Origin of the sequence: Massilia cavernae (assembly GCF_003590855.1) — a bacterium.
GTDB classification, from domain to species: Bacteria; Pseudomonadota; Gammaproteobacteria; order Burkholderiales; family Burkholderiaceae_D; genus Telluria_A; species Telluria_A cavernae.
Window position 1 is genome coordinate 13,589 of sequence record NZ_QYUP01000154.1, and the last position, 26,045, is coordinate 39,633.

The window sequence follows — 26,045 nt, forward strand, 5'->3', positions numbered from 1 at the left end:
TCTTCTTCATACGCGTACTCTCTCTTGGCTCACTCTCTGGTGTTTTTTACAAAACCGGGCTACAACGATGCTCTTTTCGATAGTTTACACTGATTTGCCTGATCGGCCATTGGAAGCGCCCAGCCGCGCGCGGTTAAACGGCACATCCTTGACCCCGGACACGTATAAATGAGCTTCAAAAAATCACTGGTCTGGTTCCGCCGCGACCTGCGCAGCCTCGATCATGCTGCGCTGCATCACGCGTTGATTGCATCGGAAAAAGTGTATTGCGTATTTGTCTATGACAAGGCCTTCCTCGATGGCTTGCCGGCCGGCGACCGCCGCATCAGCTTCATCCACGCCAGTATTGCCGAGCTGGATGCGGAGCTGCGGCACCTTGGAGGACAGCTTATCGCGCTCCACGCGAACGCGGCGCAGGCTTTGCCGGCGCTGGCTGCCGAGCTGGACGTGGAAGCGGTGTTCACCAACCGGGACTACGAACCGGAAGCCATCGCGCGCGACGCCGAGGTGGCGGCGCGGCTGGCAGCGGATGGCCGCGCGCTGCACACTTTCAAGGACCAGGTGGTGTTCGAGCAGGATGAGATCCTGACCCTGGCGGGCCAGCCGTTCACCGTGTACACGCCCTACAAGACGCGTGGCTCAAGCGCCTGGGCGCGGAGCCGCACAGCGTCGATCCGTGGCCGGTCGAGCCTTACGCGCCGCGGCTTGCCAAACCGCCGCATGCGCCCGTCCTGCCCTCGCTGGCGCAGCTGGGTTTCACGCCGGCCGATCCCGGCGTCCCGGCCGGCATGAGCGGCGGCGCGCACGTGTTCGACGCCTTCCTCGACCGGATCGCCGGCTACGCCCATGCGCGCGACTATCCGGCGCTGCCCGGCACTTCCCGGCTATCGGTGCACCTGCGCTTCGGCACCGTGTCGATCCGCCACCTGGTCGCCAAGGTGAACAAGATGATCGGCTATGGCGGCGGCAGCGGCGGCGCTCCGGTATGGCTGTCTGAACTGGTGTGGCGCGAGTTCTACGCGATGATCCTGTACCGGAATCCGCACGTCGCCGGGCATCCGTTCAAGCCTGCCTACGAGCGGGTGGGGTGGGAATCGGGGCCGGAGGCCGATGCCGCCTTCGCCGCATGGTGCGAAGGCCGCACCGGCTATCCGCTGGTCGATGCCGCGATGGCGCAGATCAACCAGACCGGGTTCATGCACAACCGCCTGCGCATGGTGACGGCGAGCTTCCTGGTCAAGGACCTGGGCATCGACTGGCGCCTGGGTGAACGCTATTTCGCGCGCCAGCTGGTCGACTACGAGCTGGCGTCGAACAACGGCGGCTGGCAGTGGGCGGCGTCGAGCGGATGCGATGCGCAGCCCTTTTTCCGCATCTTCAATCCGGTCACGCAGTCGGAACACTTCGACAAGGATGGCGAATTTATCCGGCACTACCTGCCGCAGCTGTCCGCGCTGGATGCAAGGGCGATCCACGCGCCGTGGCTGGTGCTGCGGCGCGTACTCGAGGAGAAGGGAATACGGCTCGGGGAGAACTATCCCGAGCCGCTGGTGATGCATGATGAAGCGCGCAAAAAAACGCTGGAACGCTACGCCGTGGTCAAGTCCTGACGGTCCAGCAGGCCGGCGATCGCCGCCAGCAGCGCGTCATCCTGGTAGGGCTTGCCGAAGTAGGCGTTCACGCCCAGGTCGAGCGCGTAGTTGCGGTGCTTGTCCGCGGTACGCGAGGTGATCATGATGATCGGCACCGACTGCGTCGCCTCGTTGCCGCGCACGTTGCGGGTCAGGTCGAAGCCGTCCATGCGCGGCATCTCGATATCGACCAGCATCAGGTCGGGACGAGTTTCCTGCATGTGCTCCAGCGCGTCCACGCCGTCCTTGGCCAATACCACCTGGTAGCCTTCGCGCTCGAGCAGGCGCTGGCTGACCTTGCGCATCGTGAGCGAATCGTCCACCACCATGATGACGGCCTTGCGCGCATGCGCATCGAACCGCGCCGGCTGCGCCACGCGCGGCGCATGGCCCGCGACCTGGTGCACCAGCGCCACCGGATTCAAGATCAGCACGATGTCGCCGGAACCCAGCACGGTAGCGCCGGCGATGCCGGCCATGCGGGCAAGCTGCGGGCCGATGTTCTTGACCACCACCTCGCGGTTGCCCAGCACCTCGTCGACGTGGATCGCCACGCGCTCGGCGCCGCTCTTGAGGATCAGCACCGGGCACGAACGCTGCGACGCAGGCTGCGCATCGGCGTCGCCCAGCAGCGCGGGCAGGTAGTGCAGCGCTACATCCTGGCCCTGGTAGCGAATCACGCCCGTATCGTGGGCCTGGCGCAGGGCGTCCTCCTTCACCTGCAACACCTGCTCCACCAGCACCGACGGCAGTGCGAAGCTGTTGCCCGCGCTGGCGGTCAGCACCACCTGGGTTACCGCCAGCGTCAGCGGCAGGTGGATGGTAAAGCGTGCGCCCTTGCCCGGCTCCGTGGCGATCGCGATGCGCCCGCCCAGCGCCTGGCTTTCGGAACGCACCACGTCCATGCCGACGCCGCGGCCGGCCAGCTCGGTCAGCGATTCCGCCGTCGAGAACCCGGGTTCGAAGATCAGGTCCGCCGCTTCCGCGTCGCTCACTTCGACGCCGGGCGCCAGCAGGCCGCTGGCGCGCGCCTTGGCGCGGATGCGCTCGAGATCGAGCCCGGCGCCGTCGTCGCTGAACTGGATCACCACTTCATTACCCTGCTGGCTGGCCTGCACCAGCAGTTCGCCGGTCTCGGGCTTGCCGCCTGCTGCGCGGCGCTCGCGCGCCTCGATGCCGTGCACGATGGCGTTGCGCAGCAGGTGTTCGAACGGCGCCGCCATCTGCTCGAGCACGCTGCGGTCGATCTCCACCGCGCCGCCGCGGATGTCGAGGTTGACGCGCTTGCCGACTTCCTTGGCGGCCTGGCGCGCCACGCGGTACAGGCGCTCCGCCAGGCTGGCGAAAGGCACCATGCGCACGCGCATCAGGTCGCGCTGCAGGTCGCGCGTCAGGCGCGACTGCACGCCCAGGTCGGAGGTCGCGGCATCGACCGTGCGGGTCAGGCTTTCGTGGAAGGAAGCGACGTCGCTGACGCTTTCCGCCATCATGCGGGTCAGCTCCTGCAGGCGCGTGAAGCGGTCGAACTCCAGCGGGTCGAATTCGCGCTCGCCGGCGATCGACATGCGCGACGCGATCTGCGTTTCCGCCTGCATCTCCACTTCGCGCAACTGCTCGCGCAGGCGCTGCAGGTTGTCCGAGAAGTCGGACAGCGAGGTTTTCAGCACGCCTACCTGGTTCTCCAGCTTGGAGCGGGTGATCGACACTTCGCCGGCCTGGTTGACCAGGCGGTCGAGGATGTCGGCGCGTACCCGCACCAGCGGCGTGCGGGCCTGCGTGGCAAGCACCTCGTCCACCGTTTCCGGGGCCTGCTGCTGCGCCTGGGCCGTCGCGGGCGCCGGCGCTGCCGGGATGGCGGGCTGCTGCAGCTGCTCGAACAGCACCAGCGCCTGGTCGTAGTTGACCATCAGCTCGTCGAACGCGGCAGGCGCGGTGGTCGCCGCGTGCACCATGTTCTCGACCTGGGTTTCGATTTCGTGGGTGTGCTGGCCAAGGCGCATCGCGCCGGCCATGCGCGCGCTGCCCTTGACGGTATGCAGGGCGCGCAGCACCGCCTGAGCGGGCGCAGGGTCGTTTGGATTGCCCTGCCACTGGCGCAGGTTCTGGCCGATTTCCGGCAGCAGGTCGGTGGCTTCTTCCAGGAACACCGGCAGCAGGTCGGCGTCGATGTCGTCGGCGAAGGCGAGCGGTGCTGCCGCCCCGGCTTCGGCTGCTTCAGGTTCCAGCAAGCCTTCCGGCCCAGGCTCAGGTTCAGGTTCAAGTTCAGGCACGAGTTCCACTGCCGCGCCCGTCAATTCCGGCGTCGGCGCCTCGGCGATCAGTTCGGGAACCAGGACTTCGTCTTCGTCCTCGACTTCCTCGCCGGCCGGTTCCACGGCGGGTTCCGTGGCTGGCGGGGCGGCCTGCTCCAGTACCGGCGCGTCGAAGGCAAAGGCGTCGTCGAAGGCGGCGTCGAACATGTCGTCGATGTCGGTGCTGCCGGCTTCGGCCTGCGTGCTGGCGCCGGCCTCGCGCGTGGCCGATTCGGCCAGTGCCGGCGGCTGGTCGATCAGGCCTTCCAGCGTCGCGGCGAACAGCGCATCGAGGCGGGACGCCAGTTCGCTGTCGGCGCCGGGATAGGCCGATGCCGCTTCCTGCGTTGCCAGCTGCTCGCGCAGGGCATTCAGGCGCGACACCAGTTTCCGGCGCTCGCGGGCGACAGTTCGCCAGCGCGAAAACGCTGCAAACAATCGGTGGCGCGCGCACCAGGGTTTCATCAGAGGTCGCGCTGTGCGCCGTCCAGCACCGGCGGCGGCGGCGCCACGCTTGCAGCACCATTCCAGCGCGTGGGCCAGTTCACGCAGCGCGCCGAGCCCACCACGGTGGCCGACGGTGCGCCGGCCAGCGTTCGGTGCGAGGCTTCAGCGCTTCGGGGTCCCGGACGCTGCGGTTCATGGCGCATTTCGCCGGAAACCTGGTCAGGCAGGCGCGTTAGTTCATCGGGCTCGGCGAGCGTAATGTTATACAGCGGCAGCGGTGGCCAGGTTCGCGCCGATCCGCTTCATGTTGTCCTCGAGCGGCGCCGCAGGCGGTGCGTGCCGGGGGGAACCGATCACGTTGCGACGGCGGCCGGGCGCGCGGTTTCAGGCGGCGGAGCGCTTCGACCAGGCTCGGGCCAGCTCGAACGCGCCGCATCTCCTGCACGCGGGCGGCGGCAAGCACCGCGCCTTTTGCGCCCGTGGCGGCGCGAGAAAGGCCTTCGATCGCCGAGCTGGTCCACCCAGGCCGCTCTCGCCGCGGCATGCGACAAGCAGGGCAAGCAGGTCTCGCTGGCTGCGCGGGCTTCAGACAGCCACACGTTCATCACGCGCTCGACTGCGGCGGCGGCATCGGCAAAGCTGTCCAGGCCGACCATGCGGCCGCTGCCCTTTAGCGTGTGGAAGGAGCGGCGCAGCAGCGTCAGCGTTTCCTGGTTCGACGGTTCGCCGCGCGCAGCAGGCAGCGTGGCGTGGACGAAGGCCAGCACTTCCTGCGCTTCGCCGATGAAGATCTCCAGCAGTTCGGCTTCGATCGCGGCGTCGCCCTGCGGCGTCGCCTCCGGCTCCGGCTCGGCTGGTTCGGCTGCATGCGCCTCGGCATGCGCCTCGGCAGGCGCAGGTGCGGCCTGGATCTCCTCGGCCTCCTGGTCGAACGGGGTATCGGCGACCGGAGCCTTTTCGAACGGCACCGGGCGGAACATGCCTTCCTGCTGGTCGAACTCGAAACGCTCGCGCGCGTCGTCGACGTTCTGGCCCAGCATGTCGGTAAAGAAGCCGAGCGCGCCCACGTTCCGGGCGATGTTCTGCAGCGACGCGGTTTCCGCCGCGGGATCGGAATCGTCGCCGGCGGCCAACGCAGCCACGCGCGTGCGCACATGGGCGGCGGCGCGCATCGCGGCATCCTGGTCGAGCACCGCCAGTGCGCCGTACAGCTGGTGCAGCACAGGGTCGATCTGGGCCAGCGTCGGCCGGCGCGAAGCGTCGGCGTAGTAATCGTCGAGCACCTTCTCGACCTGGCGCAGCCCTGCTTTCAGTTCGCCCGCCACCACGGCCACGGTCTGGCCCTGCTGGATCTGGCGCGACAGGTCGCCCTGCCACTCGGGCGCGGCCGGCGGCGTTTCGCCGGCGGCCAGCGCCAGCAGGCGCGCGCCGACCACTTCGGCCTGCGCTTCGAAGCCGGGCGGCAGCTGGCGGATCTGGTCCAGTCCATGTTCGACGAACAGCAGCGCGGTCGCCATCTCGAGGCCGAATTGCTCGCTGCGGCCGGATGCCAGGGAATCCTTGGCTACCCGTCCCAGCTCGCGCAGCAGCTGCGCCAGCGCCGCGGCGCCGAGGCGCGCGCTGGCGTCTTCCAGCACCAGCAACGCATTCTCGAAACCCGATTCCAGCGCCGGATCGATCCCGGCCGCCACCTTGTCCCAGGTGGACTGCGCCTGCGCCAGCGCTTCGCGCGCTTCCTTCAGTGCCTGGGCGTCGATGCGGCCGTAGCGGCGCGCGTCGTAGTCGGCCGGCACCATGCCGTCGAGGCGGTAGGCGCGGCGCAGCGGCCGCGCCGTTTCCAGCGGTTCGGGCGCGGCCGCGATGAAGAACAGCGCGTCGCGCAGCATCGCTTCGGGCAGGCTGCCCTGTCCCTGCGACAGGCGCCGCATCTGCAGGTTGATCAGGCCGAACAGCTGCTTGACGTACAGGTCGCCGGCCAGCTGGCCGGCTGCCGCCAGTTCCGCGAAGCTGCGCATCGCCAGCCAGAAGCTGCGCGCGGCGGGATCCTGCTGCGCTTCCTCGACTTCCGCGACTGCCTGCGCCATCACGCTGGCGTGGCTGCGGCGGGTGGCTTCATCGCTGCTTTTCAGGAAAGGCAGCAGGTTCTTTTCGAAACGCGCGCGGGCCGCGGCGTAGTCGGGCGCGGCGCCGGGCGCGCGCGCCGGCAGCGCCACCGGCGCCGACAGGTCGGTGAACAGCAGGTCGGACGGATGAATGCGCCCGGCGTCCAGCAGCGCCAGCACGTCGCGGTAGTAGGGGAACAGGCGGGCCGGCTGCGGCGGCGCGCCGGACAACAGCTCCTCGAGGTATTCGATCACGGCCTGGTACAGGCCGGCCACCGCCTGCGCGCCGGCGGCGTCGCATGGCAGGGTGCCGTCGCGGAAACGCCCCAGCGCCTCCTCGGCGGCCTGGGTCAGCGTGCCGACGCCGTCGACGTCGACCATCTGCAGCGCGCCGTGGGCCTGGTGCAGGTGGGCGCGCGCGTGCTGCAGCGACGTGGCCTGGCCGTCGCGGCCGCGGGTGGCCGCTTCCAGCAGCGCATCGCGCGAACGCACCAGCGCATCGCGGATTTCGCTCATGACCCAGGACAGCGGCCCGGTGTCGAAGCGCGGTGCGTGCGAAGAATCAGTCATGGTCATGCTAGCCTTGAACAGTCAGGGTGTGCGCGGTTCACGCAGCGATGCGGAAGCGCGACACCGAATTTTTCAGCTCCTGTGCCAGCACGCTGAGCTGGCGAATCGATTGGGCGGTCTGCTGGGTGCCGTCCTGGGTATGTTCGGTCACCGACAGGATCTGCTGCATGTTGTGGGCGACGCCGTTAGCCGACGTGGCCTGCAGTTCGGTTGCGAACGAAATCCCCTGGATCAGCTCCGCAAGGCGGTTCGAGACGCGCGAAATGTCCGACAGCGCGGCGCCCGCCGCATCCGACAGCCTGGCTCCCTCGACCACGCCCTGGGTCGATTTTTCCATCGCGGCCACCGCGTCATGGGTGTCGGTCTGAATGGTGCGCACCAGCGCGCCGATCTGCTTGGCTGCTTCGGCCGAACGTTCCGCCAGCCGCTGCACCTCTTCCGCAACCACCGAGAAGCCGCGTCCCGCTTCGCCGGCCGACGCGGCCTGGATCGCCGCGTTCAGCGCCAGCACGTTGGTCTGTTCGGTAATGTCGGAAATCAGCTCGGTGATCTCGCCGATCTCCTGCGACGATTCGCCCAGGCGCTTGATGCGCTTGGAGGTTTCCTGGATCTGCTCGCGGATCTCGTGCATGCCCTTGATGGCGTTTTCCACCGCGGTCGAACCCTGCTGGGCCGCGGCCACCGACTGGCGCGCCACGTCGGCCGATTCGTTGGCGGAGCGCGACACGTCGTTGATCTCGCCCGCCATGCGCAGGACGGTGGACGACGCGTCCTGGATCTCGCGCGATTGCTGTTCGGTCGCGTTCAGCAGTTCGCTGGAAATGTCCTGCGCATTGGTCGATGCCGAGGTCACCTGCTCGGCGGTCGCGGTGACGCGCTCGACCAGCCCGCGCAGTTCTTCCACGGTGTAGTTGACCGAGTCTGCGATCGCGCCGGTGATGTCTTCCGACACCGTGGCGTGCACCGTCAAGTCGCCGTCCGCCACTTCCTGCAGTTCGTTCATCAGGCGCAAAATCGCGGCCTGGTTCTGTTCGTTGGTGGCCTTGGCCTCTTCTTCCTTGGCCTGCGCCATCAGGCGCATCGCTTCGGCTTCCTGGCGGCGCTGGTCGGCGCCACGGGTACGGATGCGCGAGTCCTGCAGCATCACGCGGCTGACGCTGCCCGCGACCATCAGCGTGAACACCGACGACACCACCAGCACCCATAGCCAGATGTTGGCCGAATCCTGGTCGCTGCGGAAGCCGCCCTGCAGGTCGGACAGCAGCTTGCGGACCTCTTCGTTCTCGTAGAAGATCGACTGTTCGGCGGCCTTGGCGGCGGCGAACTTCGGCAGGTCCCGCAGGACCGACGTCATCAGCGGCTGGTAGGCGTCGAAGGTCGTCTTCAGCTGCACGACCTTGTCGCGGGTGTCGGCGTCGCGCACCGGCGACAGCTGCATCTGCGCGTTCCCGTTCAGGAAGCCGTCGATGGTGTTGCGCACCACGGTGATGTCGCGGCCCAGCTGAAACGCGGTCTCGGAGCGAATGCCGGCGGCGGTCAGGAACTCGCCCGAGCTGCGCGCCATGCGCTGGGTCAGCATCATCAGGCGGCCCAGCGCGGCCAGTTCGCGGGCGCTGCCGCCCGACTGCATTTTTGCGTTCAGCAGCTCTTCGCTCAGCGACAGCAGCTGCGGCGACAGTGTGTCGAGCTGCTTGAAGGTCTTCTCGAAGCCGGTCAGCTCGGGCTTCATCTTCAGGATGGTGCCGGCCGCGTTGTCGGAACTGACCCATTTGGCGCGCACCGCCGCCAGCGGCTTGTTCATGCTGCCTGGGGCCGCGGGAATGGCCTGGCCGGCGTACTCGCCGCCGCGCGACAGCAGGTTCAGGTCGCGCGTCAGCATGGCGCGGCTCTCCTGCAGCTGGTCGAAGGAGGCGGCATTGCCCTGCACCGCGTTCGGTGCGGCCTTGCCGATACGCTGCGAGTGCATCAGCGCGTCACTGGCGATCTGGGTCTGGGCCGACGCCACCTCGTTGCTGGCGGCGTTGCGCCACAGCGCGAAAATGGTGACCAGGATGCCGGCGCCGAACACCATCAGCAGGATGCGCAGCTGGCGCGGCAGCGACAGGTGGCCGATGAAAGGCAGCGGGTTGTCGAGCGTATCGTCGCCTTCCAGCGTCGCGCCGCGCTTGCGGCGGATGGCGCCGCCGATACTGAGCGGGCTGGCGTCGTCGGCGGCGTCCGGCTGCATGGGAGCTTCCGCCGCCGGCGTGGGCTGCGCTGCGGCTTCCAGCGGCGCCGGGCCGGCGCCGGTTTCAGGCTCCGCCAATACCGCTACGGCGTCATGCTTTTCCTCGGAGAGAACTCCGGCTGAACCTTTCCACGCAAATCCCATTACAGCTCCCCATCCCTAATAAGCGGCCGCTATCTGTGCGGCCTTCAGTGTTGCTTGTTGATCGATGAATCAGGCTGCGCCCACGTGCAGGAAGCGCGGCTCGCGTGTCAGTTCGGCCAGGTCGAGCGGCGTCCATTCGTTGCCTTCGCCGTCGCGCAGGCGTTCGCCGGCCGCTTCCATGCCCGCCGCCTGGCGCAGGCCGAGCACGCGCGTCACCAGCAGGCCGCAGTTGAAGCCAAGGCCGGCCGCGAAGGTCAGCACCCGGCTGCCCGGAGCGGCGGACGATTCGCCTGCGTCGAGGTAGCGCGCATAGTCGATGATGCCAACCAGGTTGCCGCGGATGTTGGACAGCCCCAGGTACCAGGGCTGGGTCAGGGGCACCGGGCACACCGTCCCGAGCGGCACGATCTCGCCGGTCTGGGCCAGGTCGACCAGGAAGCGCTCGTTCCCGATCATCACGCCCAGCTGCTGCAGGCGTGCGCCGCCGCTGGTGCGGGCGGCCTGCATCCGTTCGAGCAGCTGCTGCTGGTAGACGCGCAGGCGCTCGCGGCGCCCGGCCGGATCGCTCCGGCGCGGGCTTTCCAGGCCGGGCGTCGCCACGCCGGCCGCCGCGCCCTCGTCGCGCACGTTCATCGGATCAGGCGCCGAGGCTGGCGATGCGCGCCAGCAGCTGGGCCGGGTCGACCGGCTTGACCAGGTAGTCCCTGGCGCCCTGGCGCAAGCCCCAGATGCGGTCGGTCTCCTGGTTCTTGCTGCTGCAGATAATGATGGGGACGTCCGCCAGTTCCGGGTCGCGCGCGATGGCGCGGGTCACCTGGAAGCCGTTCGCTCCCGGCATGACCACGTCCATCAGGATCAGCTCCGGCTTGTCTTCCTTGATCCGGGCCAGTGCTTCCTCGCCGTTGTCGGCGGTGGTGACGGTGAAGCCGTTGCGCACCAGGATGTCGGTCAGGTAATAGCGTTCGGTCGGCGAATCGTCGACGATGAGGATTTTTTGAATGGCCAAGGGGCGCTCCGGGATTCGTATCGGTTCAAGACTGGGCAGGGACGGCGGCCGTATGCTCGCGCACCGCGGCCAGCAGGCTGTCCTTGCTGAATGGTTTGGTCAGGTAGGCGCTCGAGCCGACCATGGCGCCGCGCGCGCGGTCGAACAGGCCGTCCTTCGAGGACAGCATCACCACCGGGGTGGCGTGGAAGCGCGCGCTCTTCTTGATCAGGGCGCAGGTCTGGTAGCCATCCAGGCGCGGCATCAGGATGTCGCAAAACACCAGCGCCGGATGGTGATCGTTGATCTTGGCCAGGGCGTCGAAGCCGTCTTCGGCCAGCACCACCTGGTATCCTGCCTGGCCAAGGAAAATCTCGGCGGATCGGCGAATCGTACTGCTGTCGTCGATTACCATGATTTTCAGGGCTGTCGGTTGCGGCGATGTCGTCATATTCGGTTCACTCGGCTGATGCAGCAAGATACCATAGGGCAACGCCGTTGTGCGCATATGTGTTGCAGCACGTCAACTTATATGGAACCACGATGGCTGCACGACGTTGCTGGTACGCGGATGCGGCCTCGGCGGCAGCCCGCTTATCCGCCGTACAGGGCGCCGCTCCCGGCCGTCAGATATCGGTCATTTCAAAGTCGTCCTTGCGGGCGCCGCATTCCGGGCAGGTCCAGTTCATCGGGACGTCGGCCCAGCGGGTGCCGGGGGCGATGCCCTCTTCCGGCGCGCCTGCCGCTTCATCGTATACCCAGCCGCAAATCAGGCACATCCAGGTCTGATAGGCGACGGTTGATTCTTTGCTACTCACGTTGTTGATCCTTCTATCTAGTAAAATGCCGAATCAGGTATCTTAATCTACCCGCCGTGCAAAACCAATCTCCACCTCTCATCCTGTGCTTCGGCGTCTCCGATCCGATCGGCGCAACAGGCATCCAGTCCGACCTCGCGTGCTTCGCCGCGCTGGGCTGCCACGGCCTGTCCGTCACCACCGGCATCTTGATCGCCGACACCGCGCGCGTCGACGACATGCACGAAATCGACTCCGGCTGGGTGATCGACCAGGCCCGGGTCCTGCTCGAGGACATGCCGGTTTCCGCCTTCAAGGTTGGCCCTTTGGCAAGCGTCGAGCAGGTGGCGGCGGTGGCCGAAATCGTGTCCGACTACCCGCACATCCCGCTGGTGCTCGATCCCTTCATGTCCGGCCTTCCCGATTCCGGCCTGCTGGACGACGACATGCTGACCGCGGTGCGCCAGATCCTGGTGCCGCAGGCGACGATGCTGCTGCTGTCGCAGGTCGAACTGGCGCGCATGGCCGAAACCTGGCGCGAGACGCCCGGCGCCGTGGCCGAGCACGTGGCCGAACTGACCGGCACCGGCTGCGCCTACGTGCTGGTGACCGGCACCGAGGCGCCGCGCGGCACGCTGGCCAATACCCTGTTCAACGACGAAGGCGTGGTGGCCAGCTACAGCACGCCGCTCCTGCCCGGCCCCTTCATTGGCGCCGGCAGCACCATCTCGGGCGCGCTGGCGGCACTGCTGGCGGCCCAAACCGAGCCGCTGCAGGCGGCGCGGCAGGCCCAGGACTTCGCCGCAGGCGCGCTGGCCAATGCCCAGCGCTTCGGCATGGGCAAGCTGGTGCCCAACAAGTTTTTCGCATCGGCCCAGGCGGCCGCGACTCCAACCCAAAACATCGAGTAATCCATGACTGAGCAAATTTCCAAGAACGACACGCTGTTCGCGCGCGCCCAGAAAACCACGCCAGGCGGCGTCAATTCGCCGGTGCGCGCCTTCCGCTCGGTCGGCGGCACCCCGCGCTTCATCACGCGCGCCGAAGGCCCTTACTTCTGGGACGCCGACGGCAAGCGCTATATCGACTACATCGGCTCCTGGGGCCCGGCCATCGTCGGCCACGCCCACCCTGAAGTGGTGAAGGCGGTGCAGGAAGCGGCCGCGCGCGGCCTGTCGTTCGGCGCGCCGACCGAAGCCGAAGTCGAAATGGCCGAGGAAATCTGCCGCCTGGTGCCGTCGATCGAGCAGGTGCGCCTGGTATCGTCCGGCACCGAGGCCACCATGAGCGCGCTGCGGCTGGCGCGCGGCGCCACCGGCCGCGACAAGATCATCAAGTTCGAAGGCTGCTACCATGGTCACGCCGACTCCCTGCTGGTCAAGGCCGGCAGCGGCCTGCTCACCTTCGGCAACCCCACCTCGGCCGGCGTGCCGGAGGACTTCGTCAAGCACACCCTGGTCCTCGACTACAACAATGTGTCGCAGGTCGAAGACGCGTTCGAGTCGATGGGCGACACCATCGCCTGCGTGATCGTCGAGCCGGTGGCGGGCAACATGAACCTGGTGAAGGCCTCCCCTGAATTCCTGCAGGCGCTGCGCGACCTGTGCACCCGCCACGGCGCCATCCTGATCTTCGACGAAGTGATGTGCGGCTTCCGCGTCGCCCTCGGCGGCGCCCAGGAACTGTACGACATCCAGCCTGACCTGACCGCGCTGGGCAAGGTGATCGGCGGCGGCCTGCCGGTGGCGGCCTTCGGCGGCAGCGCGGAACTGATGCACAACATGGCGCCGCTGGGCGCGGTCTACCAGGCCGGCACCCTGTCCGGCAACCCGGTCGCGGTGGCGGCCGGCATGACCACGCTCAAGCTGATCCAGCAGCCGGGCTTCTACGCCCGCCTGGCGGCGCAGAGCGCGCGCCTGGCCGCCGGCCTGACCGAAGCGGCGAAGGAAGCCGGCATCACCTTCTGCGCCGACTCGGTGGGCGGCATGTTCGGCCTGTACTTCAGCGAAGACGTCCCGGCCAGCTACGCCGAGATGATGGCGGGCGACCGCGCCATGTTCAACGCCTTCTTCCACGGCATGCTGGACGAGGGTGTGTACTTCGCGCCGGCCGCCTTCGAAGCGGGCTTCGTCTCTGCCCAGCACGACGACGCCGTGATCGACGAAACCATCGCCGCCGCGCGGCGGGTGTTCGCGAAGCTGGCCTGATCCGGCGCCATGTCGGTCCAGTCCAGGAACAAGGTGCAGTGCTACGGCAGCGGCCCGGTGTCGCTACTGTTCGCGCACGGTTTCGGCTGCGACCAAAGCATGTGGCGGCTGCCCCGCGTCACCTTCCTCGCCGACCATCGCAGCGACCTGGCCCGGCCGCCCGTGCCGGCGCTGATCCTGCAGTGCAGCGACGACCCGATCGCGCCGCGCACGGTGGGCGGCTACCTGCACCAGCACCTTCCCGGCAGCACGCTGGAGATCATCGACAACGTCGGCCATTGCCCGCACCTGAGCGCGCCGGACGCCACCGCCACGGCCATCGATGCCTTCCTGGCGCTGGTACTGGAGCGCCAATGATGGGCGCGTGTCCGCCCGATGACGCGCTCTACGAGCATGCGGCCTGCGGGCTGTTGCTGGCCGGGACGGACGGACTGATACGGCGCGCCAACGCCACGATCTGCCGCTGGCTCGGCTACGAGGCCAGCCAGCTGGTCGGCCAGGTCCGGGTCCAGGACCTGCTCACCATCGGCGGACGCCTGTTCCACCAAACCCATATCACGCCGATCCTGCAGTTGCAGGGATCGGTCGCCGAAGTCCAGGTCGAAATGCGCCACCGCGACGACACGCGCATACCGCTGTTGATCAATATCGTGCGGCGCCGCCACGGCGATGCCGCTTTCGACGAGTTCGCGCTGCTGGTGGCGGACGACAGGCGCGCCTACGAACGCGAACTACTGGCGGCGCGCCAGGCTGCCGAAGCCGCGCTCGAGGCGCGATACGGCGCCGAAGCCAGGCTGCACGCGCTCAACGAACAGCTGTCGCTGGCCGACCGCAGGAAGGACGAATTCATCGCTACGCTGTCGCATGAGTTGCGCAATCCGCTCGCGCCCATGCACAGCGCACTCGAAGTGATGAAACTGAAATCCGCCGGCTACGCCGCGCTCGAACCTGTGCTGCCGGTGTTCGAGCGCCAGCTGAATCATATGAGGCACCTGGTCGACGACCTGATGGAAATCTCGCGCATCACCCAGGGGCGCATGGAACTGCGGCGCGCGCCGCTCGACCTGGCCACGGTGGTCAGGGCGGTTGCCGCGGACGTGGCTCCGCTACTCGATGCGTCGGGCCATACGCTCACCGTGTCGCTGCCGGCCGAAGCGCTGGTGGTCGACGGCGACGCCACCAGGCTCACGCAGGTGGCCGTGAACCTGCTCACCAACGCGGCGAAGTACACGCCGCGCGGGGGGCATATCCGGCTGGAGGCGGCCCGCCAGGACGGCGAGGCGGCCATCTCGGTGCGGGATAACGGCATCGGCATCCCGGAACGCTCGCTTGCCTCGATTTTCGATATGTTCTCGCAGCTCGAACCGGCGCTCGACCGGTCCCAGGGCGGCCTCGGGATCGGCCTGGCGCTGGTCAAGGGCATCGTCACCCTGCACGGCGGCAGCGCCCGCGCGTTCAGCGAGGGCGTGGGCCTGGGTTCGGAGTTCGTGGTGCGCCTGCCCTTGAGCGCCGCTGCCATCGTCGGCGAAACCGGCGCGCCAGGGGCAGGACGAATCGACGCCTTGCGCGTGCTGGTCGTGGACGACAATGCCGATGCGGCCGATACGCTTGCGATGGCGCTCGAACTGCTTGGCTGCGAGGCCAGGACCGTCTACACGGCGGCGGCGGGTATCGCGCAATTGACGGCGTTCGCGCCGCAGGTGGCGCTGCTCGATATCGGCCTGCCGGACATGAATGGCTACGACCTGGCGCGCCAGGTCCGCGCCCTACCGGGCGGCGCGGCGGTCATGCTGGTCGCGGCTACCGGCTGGGGCCAGTCGGCAGACAAGCAGCTCGCCATCGAAGCCGGGTTCGACCACCCCACCTGACAAGCCGGTCGATTCGACAAGCTGCAATCATCCTGGCGCTTGTTGCACCGCCTGGGTGATCCACAGCCCTGGTACCGTCTGACCTGCGGCGCTTACTTCAGCCAGCCGCGGTGCCGAAGTACGGAAGCGGCGCGATTCGCCGAGGTCAGCATTCGCCCCAGCGCCCACGGGATAGCCGAACGCCCCGTCCAGCTCAGTGAACCAGCGGCGGAGTTCATGCCGTAGATGCTCGCGATCAGCGTCCGGCGGCTAGGAAGCCACGAGGCCACCGAGAAGAATCTTGATGATCTTGTTCTGGTTAATGTTGATGAAAACGACGGTGGCATCCATCAGGGAAGTTGATTCTTGTCGAACAGGAAGGACGTGTCCGTTCCGCTATTCGATTTGTCGCGCAAGATCTGGCGCGCTTCCTCGAACTGGTACGCATTGAGCCAGCCGTCCGCGCCATCAGGAAGCTGACCGCGCGCGCGTGTCCATCATGTTGCGGCGGCATCCGGCCCGTTCAAGTCTTCCTCGCGTGCGATCTTAGTTCCAGCGCTTGCCGCGCGTCGTGGTCGGTGAATTCTTTCTGCAGCACGCGCTGGCTGACTTCCTCGAGGTCGAGGTAGATGCCTTCGAGCGCATCCGCCGAGTACTCGGCGTCGGTGGCGTACAGGTCCAGCAGCACGTCCATGTAGTCGGCGATCGAGCCGGGACGCGAGCGCGCGCGCATGCGCACCAGCCGGAACACCGGCAGGTCGTCGGTGTGCATCGAGAACAGCATCTTGCGCGCCAGGATGAACGCCACGGTCACGACCCGCGACGGGCCGTCGTCTTCTTCCAGCAGGAAATCGGTGCGCAGGTGGAGGTCGCCGTTTTCCGCTTCGTAATAGCGCGCCGACGCTTCGATGTCCTTGACCTCGTCCTCGCCAGGCAGGATCACGCCGTAGATCGCCTTGACCCAGGCCCGTTCGTCGTCGTTCGGGTCGGTCAGGTCGACCCAGACGGGCGTGGCGTTTTCGAGATCCTCGCGGGTCTCGATCGGTACCTGGTTGAGTCGGCCATTCTGTAGGACGAATACGTTGATCATGCGCTTTTCTCGGCCGTGTTGCGGAACAGCGCAAGTGTACCCGTTAGGCCATTGCCCGGCCACCCCGAAACGTAAATTTTGGCTCGGGGAAGCTGTTTTTCCGGCAATTTATGCTAAGGCAAGTCGGCCGAGTTCATCCGGATCAGGATCAGGCTGGTGCGGCGCGCCAGGTAGCGGGTGTCGCGGTGGCGGTCGTAGTAGCGCGGGTTGGGCAGCATCACGGCCAGCTTGGCGGCCTGGGCGGTGCCGAGCCCGGCGGCGCTGGTCTTGAAATAGTGGCGGGCGGCCGCTTCGGCGCCGAACACGCCGCGCCCGAACTCGACCACGTTCAGGTAGATCTCGAGGATGCGCTCCTTGCTCATCACCGTTTCCAGCATGAAGGCGATCACCATCTCCTGCGCCTTGCGCACGTAGCTGCGCGAACCCGACAGGAACAGGTTCTTGGCCAGCTGCTGGGTGATGGTGGAGCCGCCGCCGACCACCTTGTGGCGGCGCGTGTTCTTCTCGTAGGCCTTTTGCAGCGCGACCCAGTCGACGCCGTCATGTTCGTTGAAATTGGCGTCTTCGGATGCGATCACCGCGCGTTTCAGATGGTTCGAAATGCGCTGGTACGGCACCCACTGGTGGCGCATCTGCGCCTTCGGGTTGGTCTCTTGCAGGGCCGACATCTGGTGGCGCATCATGCTGGTCGAGGATGGATTGAACACCGACCACCAGCAGATCATCAGGAAGAAATAGAGCTGCAGTAGCAGCACGATGGCGATGGGCCCCAGCACGAGCCACTTGATCCAGGGCCGGCGCGCTTTGGCAGCCTTGCCCCCTCTTGCTTTTGGCATACGTAATGTCGTTATAGTTGTGAACGCATGTGCAGCAGCACGCCGGCCGTATCCGGGCGCACGCCGCGCCAGGTGGCAAACGCCTCGGCAGCCTGCTCGACCAGCATCCCGAGCCCGTCGCGCACCGTGGCGCCATGCCGGGCCGCGAACTCCATGAATACGGTCGGCTGCTTTCCGTACATCATATCCAAAGCAAGTGTTTCTGGGCAAAAAGTTTCAGGCGGTATCGGCGGCAGGTCGCCGGCCAGGCTGGCCGAGGTGGCGTTGACGACGATGTCGAACGCCCCGGACAGGCGCTGGAATTCGCTGGCGCGCAGCAGCGGCGAACCGAACTGCTTCACCAGCGCTTCGGCGGTCGCAAGGGTGCGGTTGGCGATCACCAGTTCGGCCGGCGCCTGTTCCAGCAGCGGCAGAATGACGCCGCGCGCCGCGCCGCCCGCGCCCAGCAGCAGCACGCGCTTGCCGGCGATCGCCACGCCCGCGTTATGCAGGATGTCGTTGACCAGGCCGGCGCCATCGGTATTGTCGCCGGCGATGCGGCCGTCGCGGAAGCTCAGGGTGTTGACGGCGCCGGCCGCGCGCGCGCGCTCGGTCAATGTGCCGGCAAGTTCCGCCGCGGCGATCTTGAACGGCACGGTGACGTTGGCGCCGCGGTAGCCGCTGTCGATCAGCTTGTGTACGGTGTCGGCGAAGCCGTCGAGCGGCGCAAGGCAGGTCTCGTAGCTGAGCGCCTGGCCGGCCTGCCGGGCGAAGGCCGCGTGGATCGCGGGCGACTTGCTGTGGCCAATTGGATTGCCGATGACGCAGTAGCGGTCCATCATTGCGCCCCCCCGCGCAGGTCGGACTCCAGCCGCTCGTCGCGGGTGAACTTGAAGCGCGTGATGACCACCCACAGGTCATCCTTGTCGGACGACAGCATTTTGGGCGGGAACTTTCCGAACGGCGCCGCGCGGCGCACGATGGCCAGCGCCGCCTTGTCGAGGTCCGGGTTGCCCGAGCTTTTTTCGACGCGCGCGCCGCCATCCTTTTGATAGATGGTGCCATCCTGGAAGATAGGAATATAGACCACCAGTTCTCCATAAATTTTGCGTCCGTTTACCTGCGGAAAATTCAACGTGCCGATTTCCTCGATGCGGCGCTGCAAGGTCTTGTAGTACATCGCGTAGCCGACTTCGCGCGTGGCCGGCGACAGGAAGGTCTTGCGCGGGCGCTTGTTCTCGTCCTCGATGCGCTGGGTGATTTCGGCGGCGGCGCGCGCGATCGCCTTGCTGCTCTCCAGCAGGTCGGCGCCAGTGCGGCTGGGGTCGGGCTTATCGCGCTCCGTGACAGGCGCGGCGTTGAAGTCGGATTTGCGCGCGCGGGTCAGCAGGTTCTGCTGCATCTGTTCGAGTTCGGCGATGCGGCGCTGGGTGGCCTTGACGCTCTCGCCCGCTTCCATGCGGCGCAGATCGGGCAGCGGGGATTTGGAGCGGCCTTCGGCAGCGTTGCCGCCGCCTTCCAGATTGGCCTGCGCCAGCGCCTGGGCCTTGGTCGGCTTCTTGTCGTGCTTGGCGTTGACCAGGATGACTTCGAGGCCGGGATCGGTAGGTTCGAGCCGGAACGCATCCGGCGCGGCGAAGCGAACTGCAAGCAGGGCTGCATGGACTGCGACCGACACCGCAAGCGCGATTGTCAGGATGCTATGTTGTCGAAAATACTTCACGCAGTGCTTCGCTGTTGAAACTAAGAATGGGCAATTCTAACCCGCACGAGCGCGGATGGCGCAGCGAAATTATCGCCGTCGTTCCCGCTTTCGCGGGAACGACGAGCTAACAATAGTTATGGTGCCTCGGGCGTTTTCTCCGGCTCGGGTTCCGGATCAGTCGTCACAACAGCGACAACGCCCTCGGCCTCAACCACCTCTTCAGTCTTGGCTTCACCCGCATCCGCTTCCTCTTCATCGAACTCCAGGTCCACCTCGGCCGGCTGCACCGCCGCCACTTCCAGCAGGCGCGCTTCGATCGACAGGTCGACCTCGTCCCAGCGCAGGATATCCAGCGTGACCTGCGCCCCGCGCGCCACCTGCGGCATGCCCGGCAGGCGGATGATCAGCGGGATGTCGACCAGGCGCAGTACGTCCTCCTTCAGCACCACCGCATCGACCTGCTTCGCATCCTCCTGTCCCAGCCAGCGCAGGCACCAGTAGCGTTCCATGTTCTGCTGGTGGTCGCTGTAGGCCGCATAGGCCGCATCGAAGGCCGACACGATGGCGAACAGGTTGGCGTCGCGCGGCTTGAACGGCGCCACCAGCGGCGCGGTCACGCCATGCTCGGCGCAGGCCAGGATCTGCCACTGGTTCACCAGGTCGGTGTAGCGGCGCAGCGGCGAGGTGCTCCACGCGTACTGGTCGACGCCCAGGCCCTGGTGCGGCGCGGCGTGCGTCACCATCCGCACCTGCATCTTGGCGGCCCAGCCGGCGCCGCTGCCCGCGCCCTGCGAGCGGTAGATGCCCGGCACGCCGGTGTCGTGCATCAGCTTGCCCCAGGTGCTGTTCGCGAAGATCATCAGCTCGGCCACGATCTTGTCCAGCGGCGCGCCGCGCTTGCGGCGTACCACCGACACCACGTCGTCCTCGACATAGAAGTTGTAGTCGACGCGGTTGTTCTGCTCCGGCTTCAGGCCGAAGCCTTCGCGCTTCTTCATGCGCCCTTCTTCCAGCTGCAGCGCCCATTTCCACAGCAGCGCCAGTTCGGCCTTGTGCGGGTACTCGCCCTCGCCGCTGGCCAGCGTCTCCTCGTTGACCAGGTCGTCGAGGTCGTTGTGGCGCAGGTTGCTCTGGATCGGCACCAGTTCGGCGCGGGTAACGGTCGACAGCACCGACCAGTCGGCCGGGTTCAGGGTGGCGTACAGCGACAGCGCCGGGCAGGTCTTGCCTTCGGCGAGCGTGAAGGCGTCGACGATATCGTCCGGCAGCATGGTGATCTTATCGCCCGGCATGTACACGGTCGACATGCGGCCGCGCGCCATCTTGTCGATCGCGTCGTCCGGTTTCACTCCCAGGCCGGGCGCGGCGATGTGGATACCCACGCGTACCATGCCGTCGGGAAGCGTAACGACCGAGAAGGCGTCGTCGATCTCGGTGGTGGTGACGTCGTCGATCGAGAACGCGGCTACCTCGGCCAGCGGCAGGCCGCCCGGCGCCGACGGCGGCGCCACGTTCGGGAAGCCGGCGCCGCGCGGGAAATTCTCGAACAGGAAACGCGCCATGTGCAGGTCCTTCGGCGACGCGACGCCGCCCACCTGCAGCATCAGGCGCTGCGGCGTGGTGTGCAGTTCGTCGGCGGCCGCTTCCAGCGCCTTGTATTCGATGGTGTTCTTGTCGGGCTTGAACAGCAGCAGGTTCACCAGCGGCTGCATCGCGGCCGGCAGCTTGCCGGCCTTGAGCTCGTCGACGTAGGCAGCCTGGATCACCAGCTGCTGCTTCTTCTTCTCGATGCCGGCCTGCGCGGCGCGCAGCGCCTGCTCGGGCGCGGCCTTGTAGCGCCCACGGCCTTTCTTGTAGAAGTAGATCGGCGAACCATGCAGCGCCAGGATCAGGCCCGCGGCTTCCACCGGCAGCGGTGCGTGGCCGAAGTATTCGGCGCCCAGTTCGGCGAAGCCGAATTCTTCCTGGCCCGCGACTTCCCACAGGAACTCGAGGTCGGCGTCCTGCGCCACCACCTTGGCCTGCTCCAGCAATTCGGACGGATCCGGCTTCTCGAACTGCAGCAGCACGTCCTTGGCCTTGACCTTGGTGCGCTTGCCGCTGGCCAGTTCGACCTGGTAGGCCTCGCCGGCGTGGGACAACACGGTGCCGGCCTTGAAATCGCCGGACTCTTCGAAGAATAGATTCATGATGCCTTTTATTTGTTATGTGTATTGGGCGCCAGCTCGGTCACCTCGGGCATGAAAACCTCGGTGACCAGCAGCGTTCCATTGCGGCGCCGGTACAGGCAGCGGCGCGCGTAGTAAACAGTGTCTTCCATCCCGCCCAGCGCCGCGCGTGCGCGCGCCAGCAAGGGGTGGCCCGGCCGCAACCGCGCAAATTCCAGTTCGCCGCGCTTGACCAGCGGGTCGTAGAACAGCGTGCTGCCCAGCGAACGCTCGCCCAGCGCCGAAAACAGCGGCCAGTCGCTGGCCGTGCTGCTGATCGTGACGACAGTGTGCCCGAACACGACCGGCACGCCGTCGCAGCGCAGCACCACCTCGCGTTCCAGCACGCGGCGCGGGCGCGCCATGCCGATCGCGCCCGCCTCGTCGGCCAGGCAGGTGCTCGGCCCCTGATGCAGCCGCTGGACGCGAAACGCCTTGCTGTGCGCGACCAGGCGCGCGGTCAGCGAACCTTCGGTGGTCAGCCAGCCGCGCATCGCGGCCGGCGCGCCCACGCCATTGACGTGCCGGTGCCACAGGGCCCGGCGCAGCGACGCAATCCTCACCGCGCCGCTTCCGCCGTGCAGAAGGCCAAAACCTCGTCCACATACCGGGGAAACTCCGAAATCGCGTGGTCGCTGCCGTCGATGACGTGCTGGCGCGCGCCCGCGTAGTGGGAAACCATGTCGCGGTAGTCGAGCACCTCGTCGCCGGTCGCGGCCAGCAGGAAGTAGCGTTCAGGCTTCGTGATGGCGGCAATCTTCAGTTCGCGCAGTTCGTCGATGTATTCGCGCTTGAACTCGAACGGCTTGTCCGAGTGGTATTCGGTGGTGACGCCGATGTGCTGGTCGAGGTCCTTGAGCGGGTCGACGGCCGGGTTGAGCAGCGCCGCGCGGCAGCCCATCTGCTCCGCCAGCCAGGTGGCATAAAACCCGCCCAGCGAGGAACCGATGATGGACAGCCGATCGGCCGGGTAGCGGTCGACCAGCGTGGTCACCAGCGCCATCGCCTCTTTCGGCGATGCAGGCAGCTGGGGTAGGATCAGTTCATCGACGCGGCCCAGCTCCTTCAGCCGCTCATGGACGACGCGCGCCTTGAACGAGCGCGGCGAGGAGCGGAAGCCGTGCAAATACAGAATGTGCGCGTCCGCGATCATGCCAGCGCGTCCAGCAGTTTCTGGTGCACGCCGCCGAAGCCGCCGTTGCTCATTACGAGGATATGGTCGCCCGGCTGGGCCGCGTCGACCACCGCGCCGACCAGGTAGTCGAGCTGGTCGAAGCTGTGCGCGATCTTGCCCAGCGGGTGCAGCGCGTCTGCCAAGCTCCAGCCCAGCGCCTGCTGGCTGCCGAAGCCGAACACCAGGTCGGCGTCCTTCAGGCTGCCTGGCAGCGCATCCTTCATCGCGCCCAGCTTCATGGTGTTCGAGCGCGGCTCCAGCACCGCCAAAATGCGTCCGCCCGCGCCGCCCGCCGCGCCCAGTTTCTGGCGCAGGCCGCCGACGGTGGTGGCGATCGCGGTCGGGTGGTGGGCGAAGTCGTCGTAAACGGTAATGTTGTTTACCACGCCGCGTACTTCCATGCGGCGCTTGACGCTTTCGAAGCGCGACAGCGACTCGGCCGCCTGCGCCGGCGTTACGCCGACGTTGCGGGCGGCGGCGATCGCGGCCATCGCGTTGGAGCGGTTGTGTTTACCGGTGAGCGACCAATTGACGGCGCCCACCACGTCGCCGTTGAACAGCACGTCGAACGAGGCGCCGCCCGGATGCTCGACGATGGTCCAGTTGACGCCGGCCGATGCGCCGAAGGTCTCCTTCTCGCTCCAGCAGCCGCGCTTCATCACGCGGCCCAGCGAGGCTTCGTCGCCGTTGACGACGATGCGGCCCACGCCCGGCACGGTGCGCACCAGGTGGTGGAACTGGGTTTCGATGGCACCGATGTCCGGGAAGATGTCGGCGTGATCGTATTCGAGGTTGTTCAGCACGGCCGTCTTGGCGTGATAGTGCACAAACTTGCTGCGCTTGTCGAAGAAGGCGGTGTCGTATTCGTCCGCCTCGATGACGAAGAAGTCGGACGGCGCCGCGCCCTGCAGGCGCGCCGAAATGCCGAAGTTCATCGGCACGCCGCCGATCAGGAAGCCGGGCGAATAGCCCGCGTCTTCCAGGATCCAGGCCAGCATGGCCGACGTCGTCGTCTTGCCGTGCGTGCCGGCCACCGCCAGTACCCACTTGTCGCGCAGGATATGTTCGCCAATCCACTGCGGGCCGGATACATACGGCAGGCTGCGGTTCAGGATTTCCTCGATCAGCGGATTGCCGCGCGAAACCACGTTACCGATCACATACAGGTCCGGGTTCAGCTCGGTCTGCTCCGGGCCGAAGCCGGTGATCAGTTCGATACCCTGGGCTTCGAGCTGGGTGCTCATCGGCGGGTAGACATTGGCGTCGCAGCCGGTCACTTTGTGGCCCGCCTCCTTCGCCAGGACCGCGAGTCCGCCCATGAAAGTGCCGCAAATACCGAGGATGTGAATATGCATGGTGAGTAGGAGGCAAAAGTCGGAATACGCGATTTTACCTGACGCGCTGAAATTTCCTGTTCCAGAGTATGATCGAAATATGATGGCAAACCAGAAAGACGATCAACAGCAACTGCGTACGCAGGTCGCTGCTGTCGCTGCGCGCATGATCGCGCAGGACGGCGCGGAGTACGGCAGCGCCAAGCGCAAGGCCGCGCGCCAGGTGCTGGGCGACCACCAGCCCAATTCCAACCTGATCCCGGACGACCTCGAAGTCGAGGAGGAAGTGCGCAAGTACCATGCGCTGTTCCACGCCGACACCCAGCCCGGACGCCTGCTCGAACTGCGCAAGGCGGCGGTACAGGTAATGGAGGCGCTGTCCGAGTTCTCGCCCTACCTCACCGGCGCCGTGCTCAACGGCAGCGCTGGGGAACACGACGATATTCATTTACAATTGTTTGTTGACAGCCCGAAGGATGTCGAGATCTTCCTGCTGAGTCGGGACGTCAATATAGAGATCTCGGAAACCCCGCACTTCAAAGGCGGCCGCCACGATCCGGTGGAAACGGTGAGCTTCATGTGGCGGCGCGAAGGCGTGCATGCCGAGCTGTACGAAACGCGCGACCTGCGCGGCGCGCTCAGGCCGCGCGCGGACGGCAGCATGCCGCGCGCCGGCATCGATGCAGTGCGCGCGCTGGTGGCGGAAACTAACAATGTGAATGAAGAATAAATGATCAACAAGAAGGCAGTAGTTATTTACGGCGGCATGGCCCTGGCTTTCCTGGCAATCGGCATGTATGCCGGCGTCAAGCATAAACAACCCGGTCCTGTGACCACCACCATTGCGCAGACCGACGGCGGCGCGCAGACCCCGGTCACCGCACTGTTCGCCGAGTCGATGAACGATGCCGCCGGCAAGCCGCAGGCGCTGGCCCAGTGGAAAGGCAAGGCGCTGGTGGTGAACTTCTGGGCCCCGTGGTGCGCGCCGTGCGTCGAAGAGATGCCCGAACTCGACAGCCTGGCGAAGGAATCGGCAGCAAAGAACATCAATATCATCGGCATCGGCATCGATTCGCCAACCAACATTGCCGACTTCGCGCAGAAATTCAAGATTTCCTACCCGCTGTATGTGTCCGGCATCCGCGGCACCGAGCTGGCGCGCAACTTCGGCAACAAGGCCGGCGGGCTGCCGTATACGGTATTGATCGGCGCCGATGGCCAAGTGAAAAAGACTTATCTCGGGCGTTTGAAATTCGAGGAGTTGAAGGCCGACCTGGCTGCACTGGGGTCTTAAACGCACGATCGTACGATTCCACACTGGAAATTTTTTCCCTTGCCAATGCTGATAGTTGGCGGCAAAATGCCTGACTTTCGCGGAAAACGACCTTCAAGATGGCAAAAAAGCTACTGCTGCTCAACGGCCCCAACCTGAATTTGCTGGGAACCCGCGAGCCCGAGGTGTATGGCTCTGCAACGCTGGCCGACATCGAAAGCGCCGCGTCGGCCCAGGCTGGCGCAGCGGGTGCGACGCTTTCCTGCTTTCAAAGCAACCATGAAGGTGCGCTGATCGACCGCATCCACGCCGCCAGGGCGGAGGGTGTGGACATGATTGTCATCAATCCGGGTGGCCTGACGCATACCAGCGTTGCGCTGCGCGACGCCCTGGCGGGTGTAGCGATCCCCTTTGTCGAGGTGCATATTTCCAATATTTACCAGCGCGAAGAGTTCCGTCATCATTCCTTTTTGTCAGCCGTGGCGCAGGGCGTCATCTGCGGGTTTGGCACGGAAGGATATCGCCTAGCCATCGACTTCGCGCTTAAAAAGCGTTAATCTTCGCCATCTTCACCTATTTTGCGCGGGCCGGCCGATGGCTGGGTGTACCGCATACTCTTAAAACACCAATAATTCCAAGGGGTTTCACATGGATTTACGAAAACTCAAGACTCTGATCGACCTCGTAGCCGAGTCCGATATCGCCGAACTCGAAGTCACTGAGGGCGAGAGCAAGGTTCGCATCGTTAAGTCGTCCGCAAACCCGCAAGGCCAGATGGTCATGATGCAGCCGCAGCAGATGCATCAGCAATACTCCGCCCCTGCCCCGGCCGGCGCGTCGCTGGAAGCGCCTGCCGCCCCGGCCGCTGCCGTGGAGACCGGCCACATCGTCAAATCGCCGATGGTCGGCACCTTCTACCGTTCGTCCGCGCCAGGCGCGCCGGCCTTCGTCGAAGTGGGCGCCACCGTCAAGGAAGGCGACACCCTGTGCATCATCGAAGCAATGAAGCTGTTGAATGAAATCGATTCCGACGTTTCCGGCACCGTGACCAAGATCCTGGTCGAGAACGGCCAGCCTGTCGAATTCGGTCAACCATTGTTCGTGATCGGCTAAGGGGAGCCTTGCGCGGCACCCGGTGCCGCAGCCATCCTGGCGTTACCATGTTGTTCCGGCCCCGGCCGGCATTCACAGAAACACCG

General features: G+C 66.3%; 23 protein-coding genes and 2 pseudogenes. 9 read left to right on the top strand and 16 right to left on the bottom strand.

Annotated elements, in window-relative coordinates; all coding sequences use genetic code 11:
* Positions 1–168 precede the first annotated feature (168 nt).
* Positions 169–1,610: pseudogene (locus D3872_RS21230) on the top strand (cryptochrome/photolyase family protein).
* Here D3872_RS21230 and D3872_RS27305 read toward each other — a convergent pair.
* The 8 genes from D3872_RS27305 to D3872_RS21270 all read right to left on the bottom strand — a co-directional run bounded on the left by D3872_RS27305 (position 1,589) and on the right by D3872_RS21270 (position 11,176).
* Positions 1,589–4,387, bottom strand: coding sequence for a response regulator (locus D3872_RS27305; protein WP_119812662.1), 2,799 nt, complete (start codon positions 4,385–4,387; stop codon positions 1,589–1,591). The pseudogene D3872_RS21230 and the gene D3872_RS27305 sit on opposite strands and share 22 nt — an antisense overlap.
* Positions 4,387–4,572, bottom strand: coding sequence for a hypothetical protein (locus tag D3872_RS27310; RefSeq protein ID WP_119812663.1), 186 nt, complete (start codon positions 4,570–4,572; stop codon positions 4,387–4,389). Before D3872_RS27310 ends, D3872_RS27305 begins: the two co-directional genes overlap by 1 nt.
* Before the next feature lie 150 nt (positions 4,573–4,722).
* The gene (locus tag D3872_RS27315; protein ID WP_119812690.1) at positions 4,723–7,041 is read right to left on the bottom strand and encodes a FimL-related protein; all 2,319 of its coding nucleotides are present in this window, start codon (positions 7,039–7,041) and stop codon (positions 4,723–4,725) included.
* 37 nt (positions 7,042–7,078) lie between these two features.
* Positions 7,079–9,412 carry a methyl-accepting chemotaxis protein gene (locus D3872_RS21250; protein WP_119812664.1) on the bottom strand — a complete coding sequence of 778 codons (2,334 nt, stop codon included), beginning with the start codon at positions 9,410–9,412 and terminating at the stop codon, positions 7,079–7,081.
* Positions 9,413–9,481: 69 nt separating this feature from the next.
* A complete protein-coding gene (locus D3872_RS21255; protein ID WP_119812665.1) occupies positions 9,482–10,045 on the bottom strand; it encodes a chemotaxis protein CheW in 564 nt (187 codons plus the stop codon).
* A gap of 4 nt (positions 10,046–10,049) precedes the next feature.
* Positions 10,050–10,418 carry a response regulator gene (locus D3872_RS21260; protein WP_119812666.1) on the bottom strand — a complete coding sequence of 123 codons (369 nt, stop codon included), beginning with the start codon at positions 10,416–10,418 and terminating at the stop codon, positions 10,050–10,052.
* Between the two features lie 25 nt (positions 10,419–10,443).
* On the bottom strand, positions 10,444–10,848 hold the full coding sequence (locus tag D3872_RS21265; RefSeq protein WP_119812667.1) for a response regulator: 405 nt from the start codon (positions 10,846–10,848) through the stop codon (positions 10,444–10,446).
* Between the two features lie 175 nt (positions 10,849–11,023).
* Entirely contained in the window at positions 11,024–11,176 is a 153-nt protein-coding gene (locus D3872_RS21270) for a rubredoxin (RefSeq protein ID WP_119812668.1), read from the bottom strand.
* A gap of 95 nt (positions 11,177–11,271) precedes the next feature.
* On the opposite strand from D3872_RS21270, the gene thiD reads away from it, so the two are divergent.
* The 4 genes from thiD to D3872_RS21290 are packed head-to-tail and all read left to right on the top strand — an operon-like array spanning position 11,272 to position 15,269.
* Positions 11,272–12,105, top strand: a complete 834-nt coding sequence (gene thiD / locus D3872_RS21275) for a bifunctional hydroxymethylpyrimidine kinase/phosphomethylpyrimidine kinase (protein WP_119812669.1) — start codon at positions 11,272–11,274, stop codon at positions 12,103–12,105.
* A gap of 3 nt (positions 12,106–12,108) precedes the next feature.
* The gene (hemL, locus tag D3872_RS21280) at positions 12,109–13,401 is read left to right on the top strand and encodes a glutamate-1-semialdehyde 2,1-aminomutase (protein ID WP_119812670.1); all 1,293 of its coding nucleotides are present in this window, start codon (positions 12,109–12,111) and stop codon (positions 13,399–13,401) included.
* Between the two features lie 9 nt (positions 13,402–13,410).
* On the top strand, positions 13,411–13,758 hold the full coding sequence (locus D3872_RS21285) for an alpha/beta fold hydrolase (protein ID WP_119812671.1): 348 nt from the start codon (positions 13,411–13,413) through the stop codon (positions 13,756–13,758).
* Positions 13,755–15,269 carry a hybrid sensor histidine kinase/response regulator gene (locus tag D3872_RS21290; protein WP_229459457.1) on the top strand — a complete coding sequence of 505 codons (1,515 nt, stop codon included), beginning with the start codon at positions 13,755–13,757 and terminating at the stop codon, positions 15,267–15,269. Before D3872_RS21285 ends, D3872_RS21290 begins: the two co-directional genes overlap by 4 nt.
* Before the next feature lie 92 nt (positions 15,270–15,361).
* Here the strand turns inward: D3872_RS21290 and D3872_RS21295 are convergent.
* The 8 genes and pseudogenes from D3872_RS21295 to mpl form a co-directional block, all read right to left on the bottom strand.
* Positions 15,362–16,338: pseudogene (locus D3872_RS21295) on the bottom strand (CorA family divalent cation transporter).
* 113 nt (positions 16,339–16,451) lie between these two features.
* The gene (gene mtgA / locus D3872_RS21300; RefSeq protein ID WP_119812672.1) at positions 16,452–17,174 is read right to left on the bottom strand and encodes a monofunctional biosynthetic peptidoglycan transglycosylase; all 723 of its coding nucleotides are present in this window, start codon (positions 17,172–17,174) and stop codon (positions 16,452–16,454) included.
* An 11-nt stretch (positions 17,175–17,185) separates the two neighbouring features.
* Positions 17,186–17,992, bottom strand: coding sequence for a shikimate dehydrogenase (aroE, locus tag D3872_RS21305; protein WP_119812673.1), 807 nt, complete (start codon positions 17,990–17,992; stop codon positions 17,186–17,188).
* The gene (locus D3872_RS21310; protein ID WP_119812674.1) at positions 17,992–18,876 is read right to left on the bottom strand and encodes an energy transducer TonB family protein; all 885 of its coding nucleotides are present in this window, start codon (positions 18,874–18,876) and stop codon (positions 17,992–17,994) included. Before D3872_RS21310 ends, aroE begins: the two co-directional genes overlap by 1 nt.
* Positions 18,877–18,992: 116 nt before the next feature.
* The gene (locus D3872_RS21315; RefSeq protein WP_119812675.1) at positions 18,993–21,047 is read right to left on the bottom strand and encodes a ribonuclease catalytic domain-containing protein; all 2,055 of its coding nucleotides are present in this window, start codon (positions 21,045–21,047) and stop codon (positions 18,993–18,995) included.
* A gap of 8 nt (positions 21,048–21,055) precedes the next feature.
* On the bottom strand, positions 21,056–21,628 hold the full coding sequence (locus D3872_RS21320; protein ID WP_119812676.1) for a chorismate--pyruvate lyase family protein: 573 nt from the start codon (positions 21,626–21,628) through the stop codon (positions 21,056–21,058).
* Positions 21,625–22,218, bottom strand: a complete 594-nt coding sequence (locus D3872_RS21325) for a YqiA/YcfP family alpha/beta fold hydrolase (RefSeq protein WP_119812677.1) — start codon at positions 22,216–22,218, stop codon at positions 21,625–21,627. The genes D3872_RS21320 and D3872_RS21325 overlap by 4 nt, the downstream gene beginning before the upstream one ends.
* Positions 22,215–23,594 (bottom strand): UDP-N-acetylmuramate:L-alanyl-gamma-D-glutamyl-meso-diaminopimelate ligase, encoded by a 1,380-nt coding sequence (gene mpl, locus D3872_RS21330; RefSeq protein WP_119812678.1) that lies wholly within the window; start codon positions 23,592–23,594, stop codon positions 22,215–22,217. The genes D3872_RS21325 and mpl overlap by 4 nt, the downstream gene beginning before the upstream one ends.
* Positions 23,595–23,673: 79 nt before the next feature.
* Between mpl and D3872_RS21335 the strand changes: the two genes are divergently transcribed.
* The 4 genes from D3872_RS21335 to accB all read left to right on the top strand — a co-directional run bounded on the left by D3872_RS21335 (position 23,674) and on the right by accB (position 25,959).
* Positions 23,674–24,303, top strand: coding sequence for a hypothetical protein (locus D3872_RS21335; protein ID WP_119812679.1), 630 nt, complete (start codon positions 23,674–23,676; stop codon positions 24,301–24,303).
* A 3-nt stretch (positions 24,304–24,306) separates the two neighbouring features.
* Positions 24,307–24,867 carry a TlpA family protein disulfide reductase gene (locus D3872_RS21340; protein WP_229459459.1) on the top strand — a complete coding sequence of 187 codons (561 nt, stop codon included), beginning with the start codon at positions 24,307–24,309 and terminating at the stop codon, positions 24,865–24,867.
* A gap of 98 nt (positions 24,868–24,965) precedes the next feature.
* Positions 24,966–25,403: a type II 3-dehydroquinate dehydratase gene (gene aroQ, locus D3872_RS21345; protein ID WP_119812680.1), complete on the top strand. Its 438-nt coding sequence runs from the start codon at positions 24,966–24,968 to the stop codon at positions 25,401–25,403.
* A 91-nt stretch (positions 25,404–25,494) separates the two neighbouring features.
* Complete coding sequence (gene accB / locus D3872_RS21350; RefSeq protein WP_119812681.1) at positions 25,495–25,959, top strand: acetyl-CoA carboxylase biotin carboxyl carrier protein; 465 nt, start codon at positions 25,495–25,497, stop codon at positions 25,957–25,959.
* The last annotated feature ends 86 nt before the right edge of the window (positions 25,960–26,045 follow it).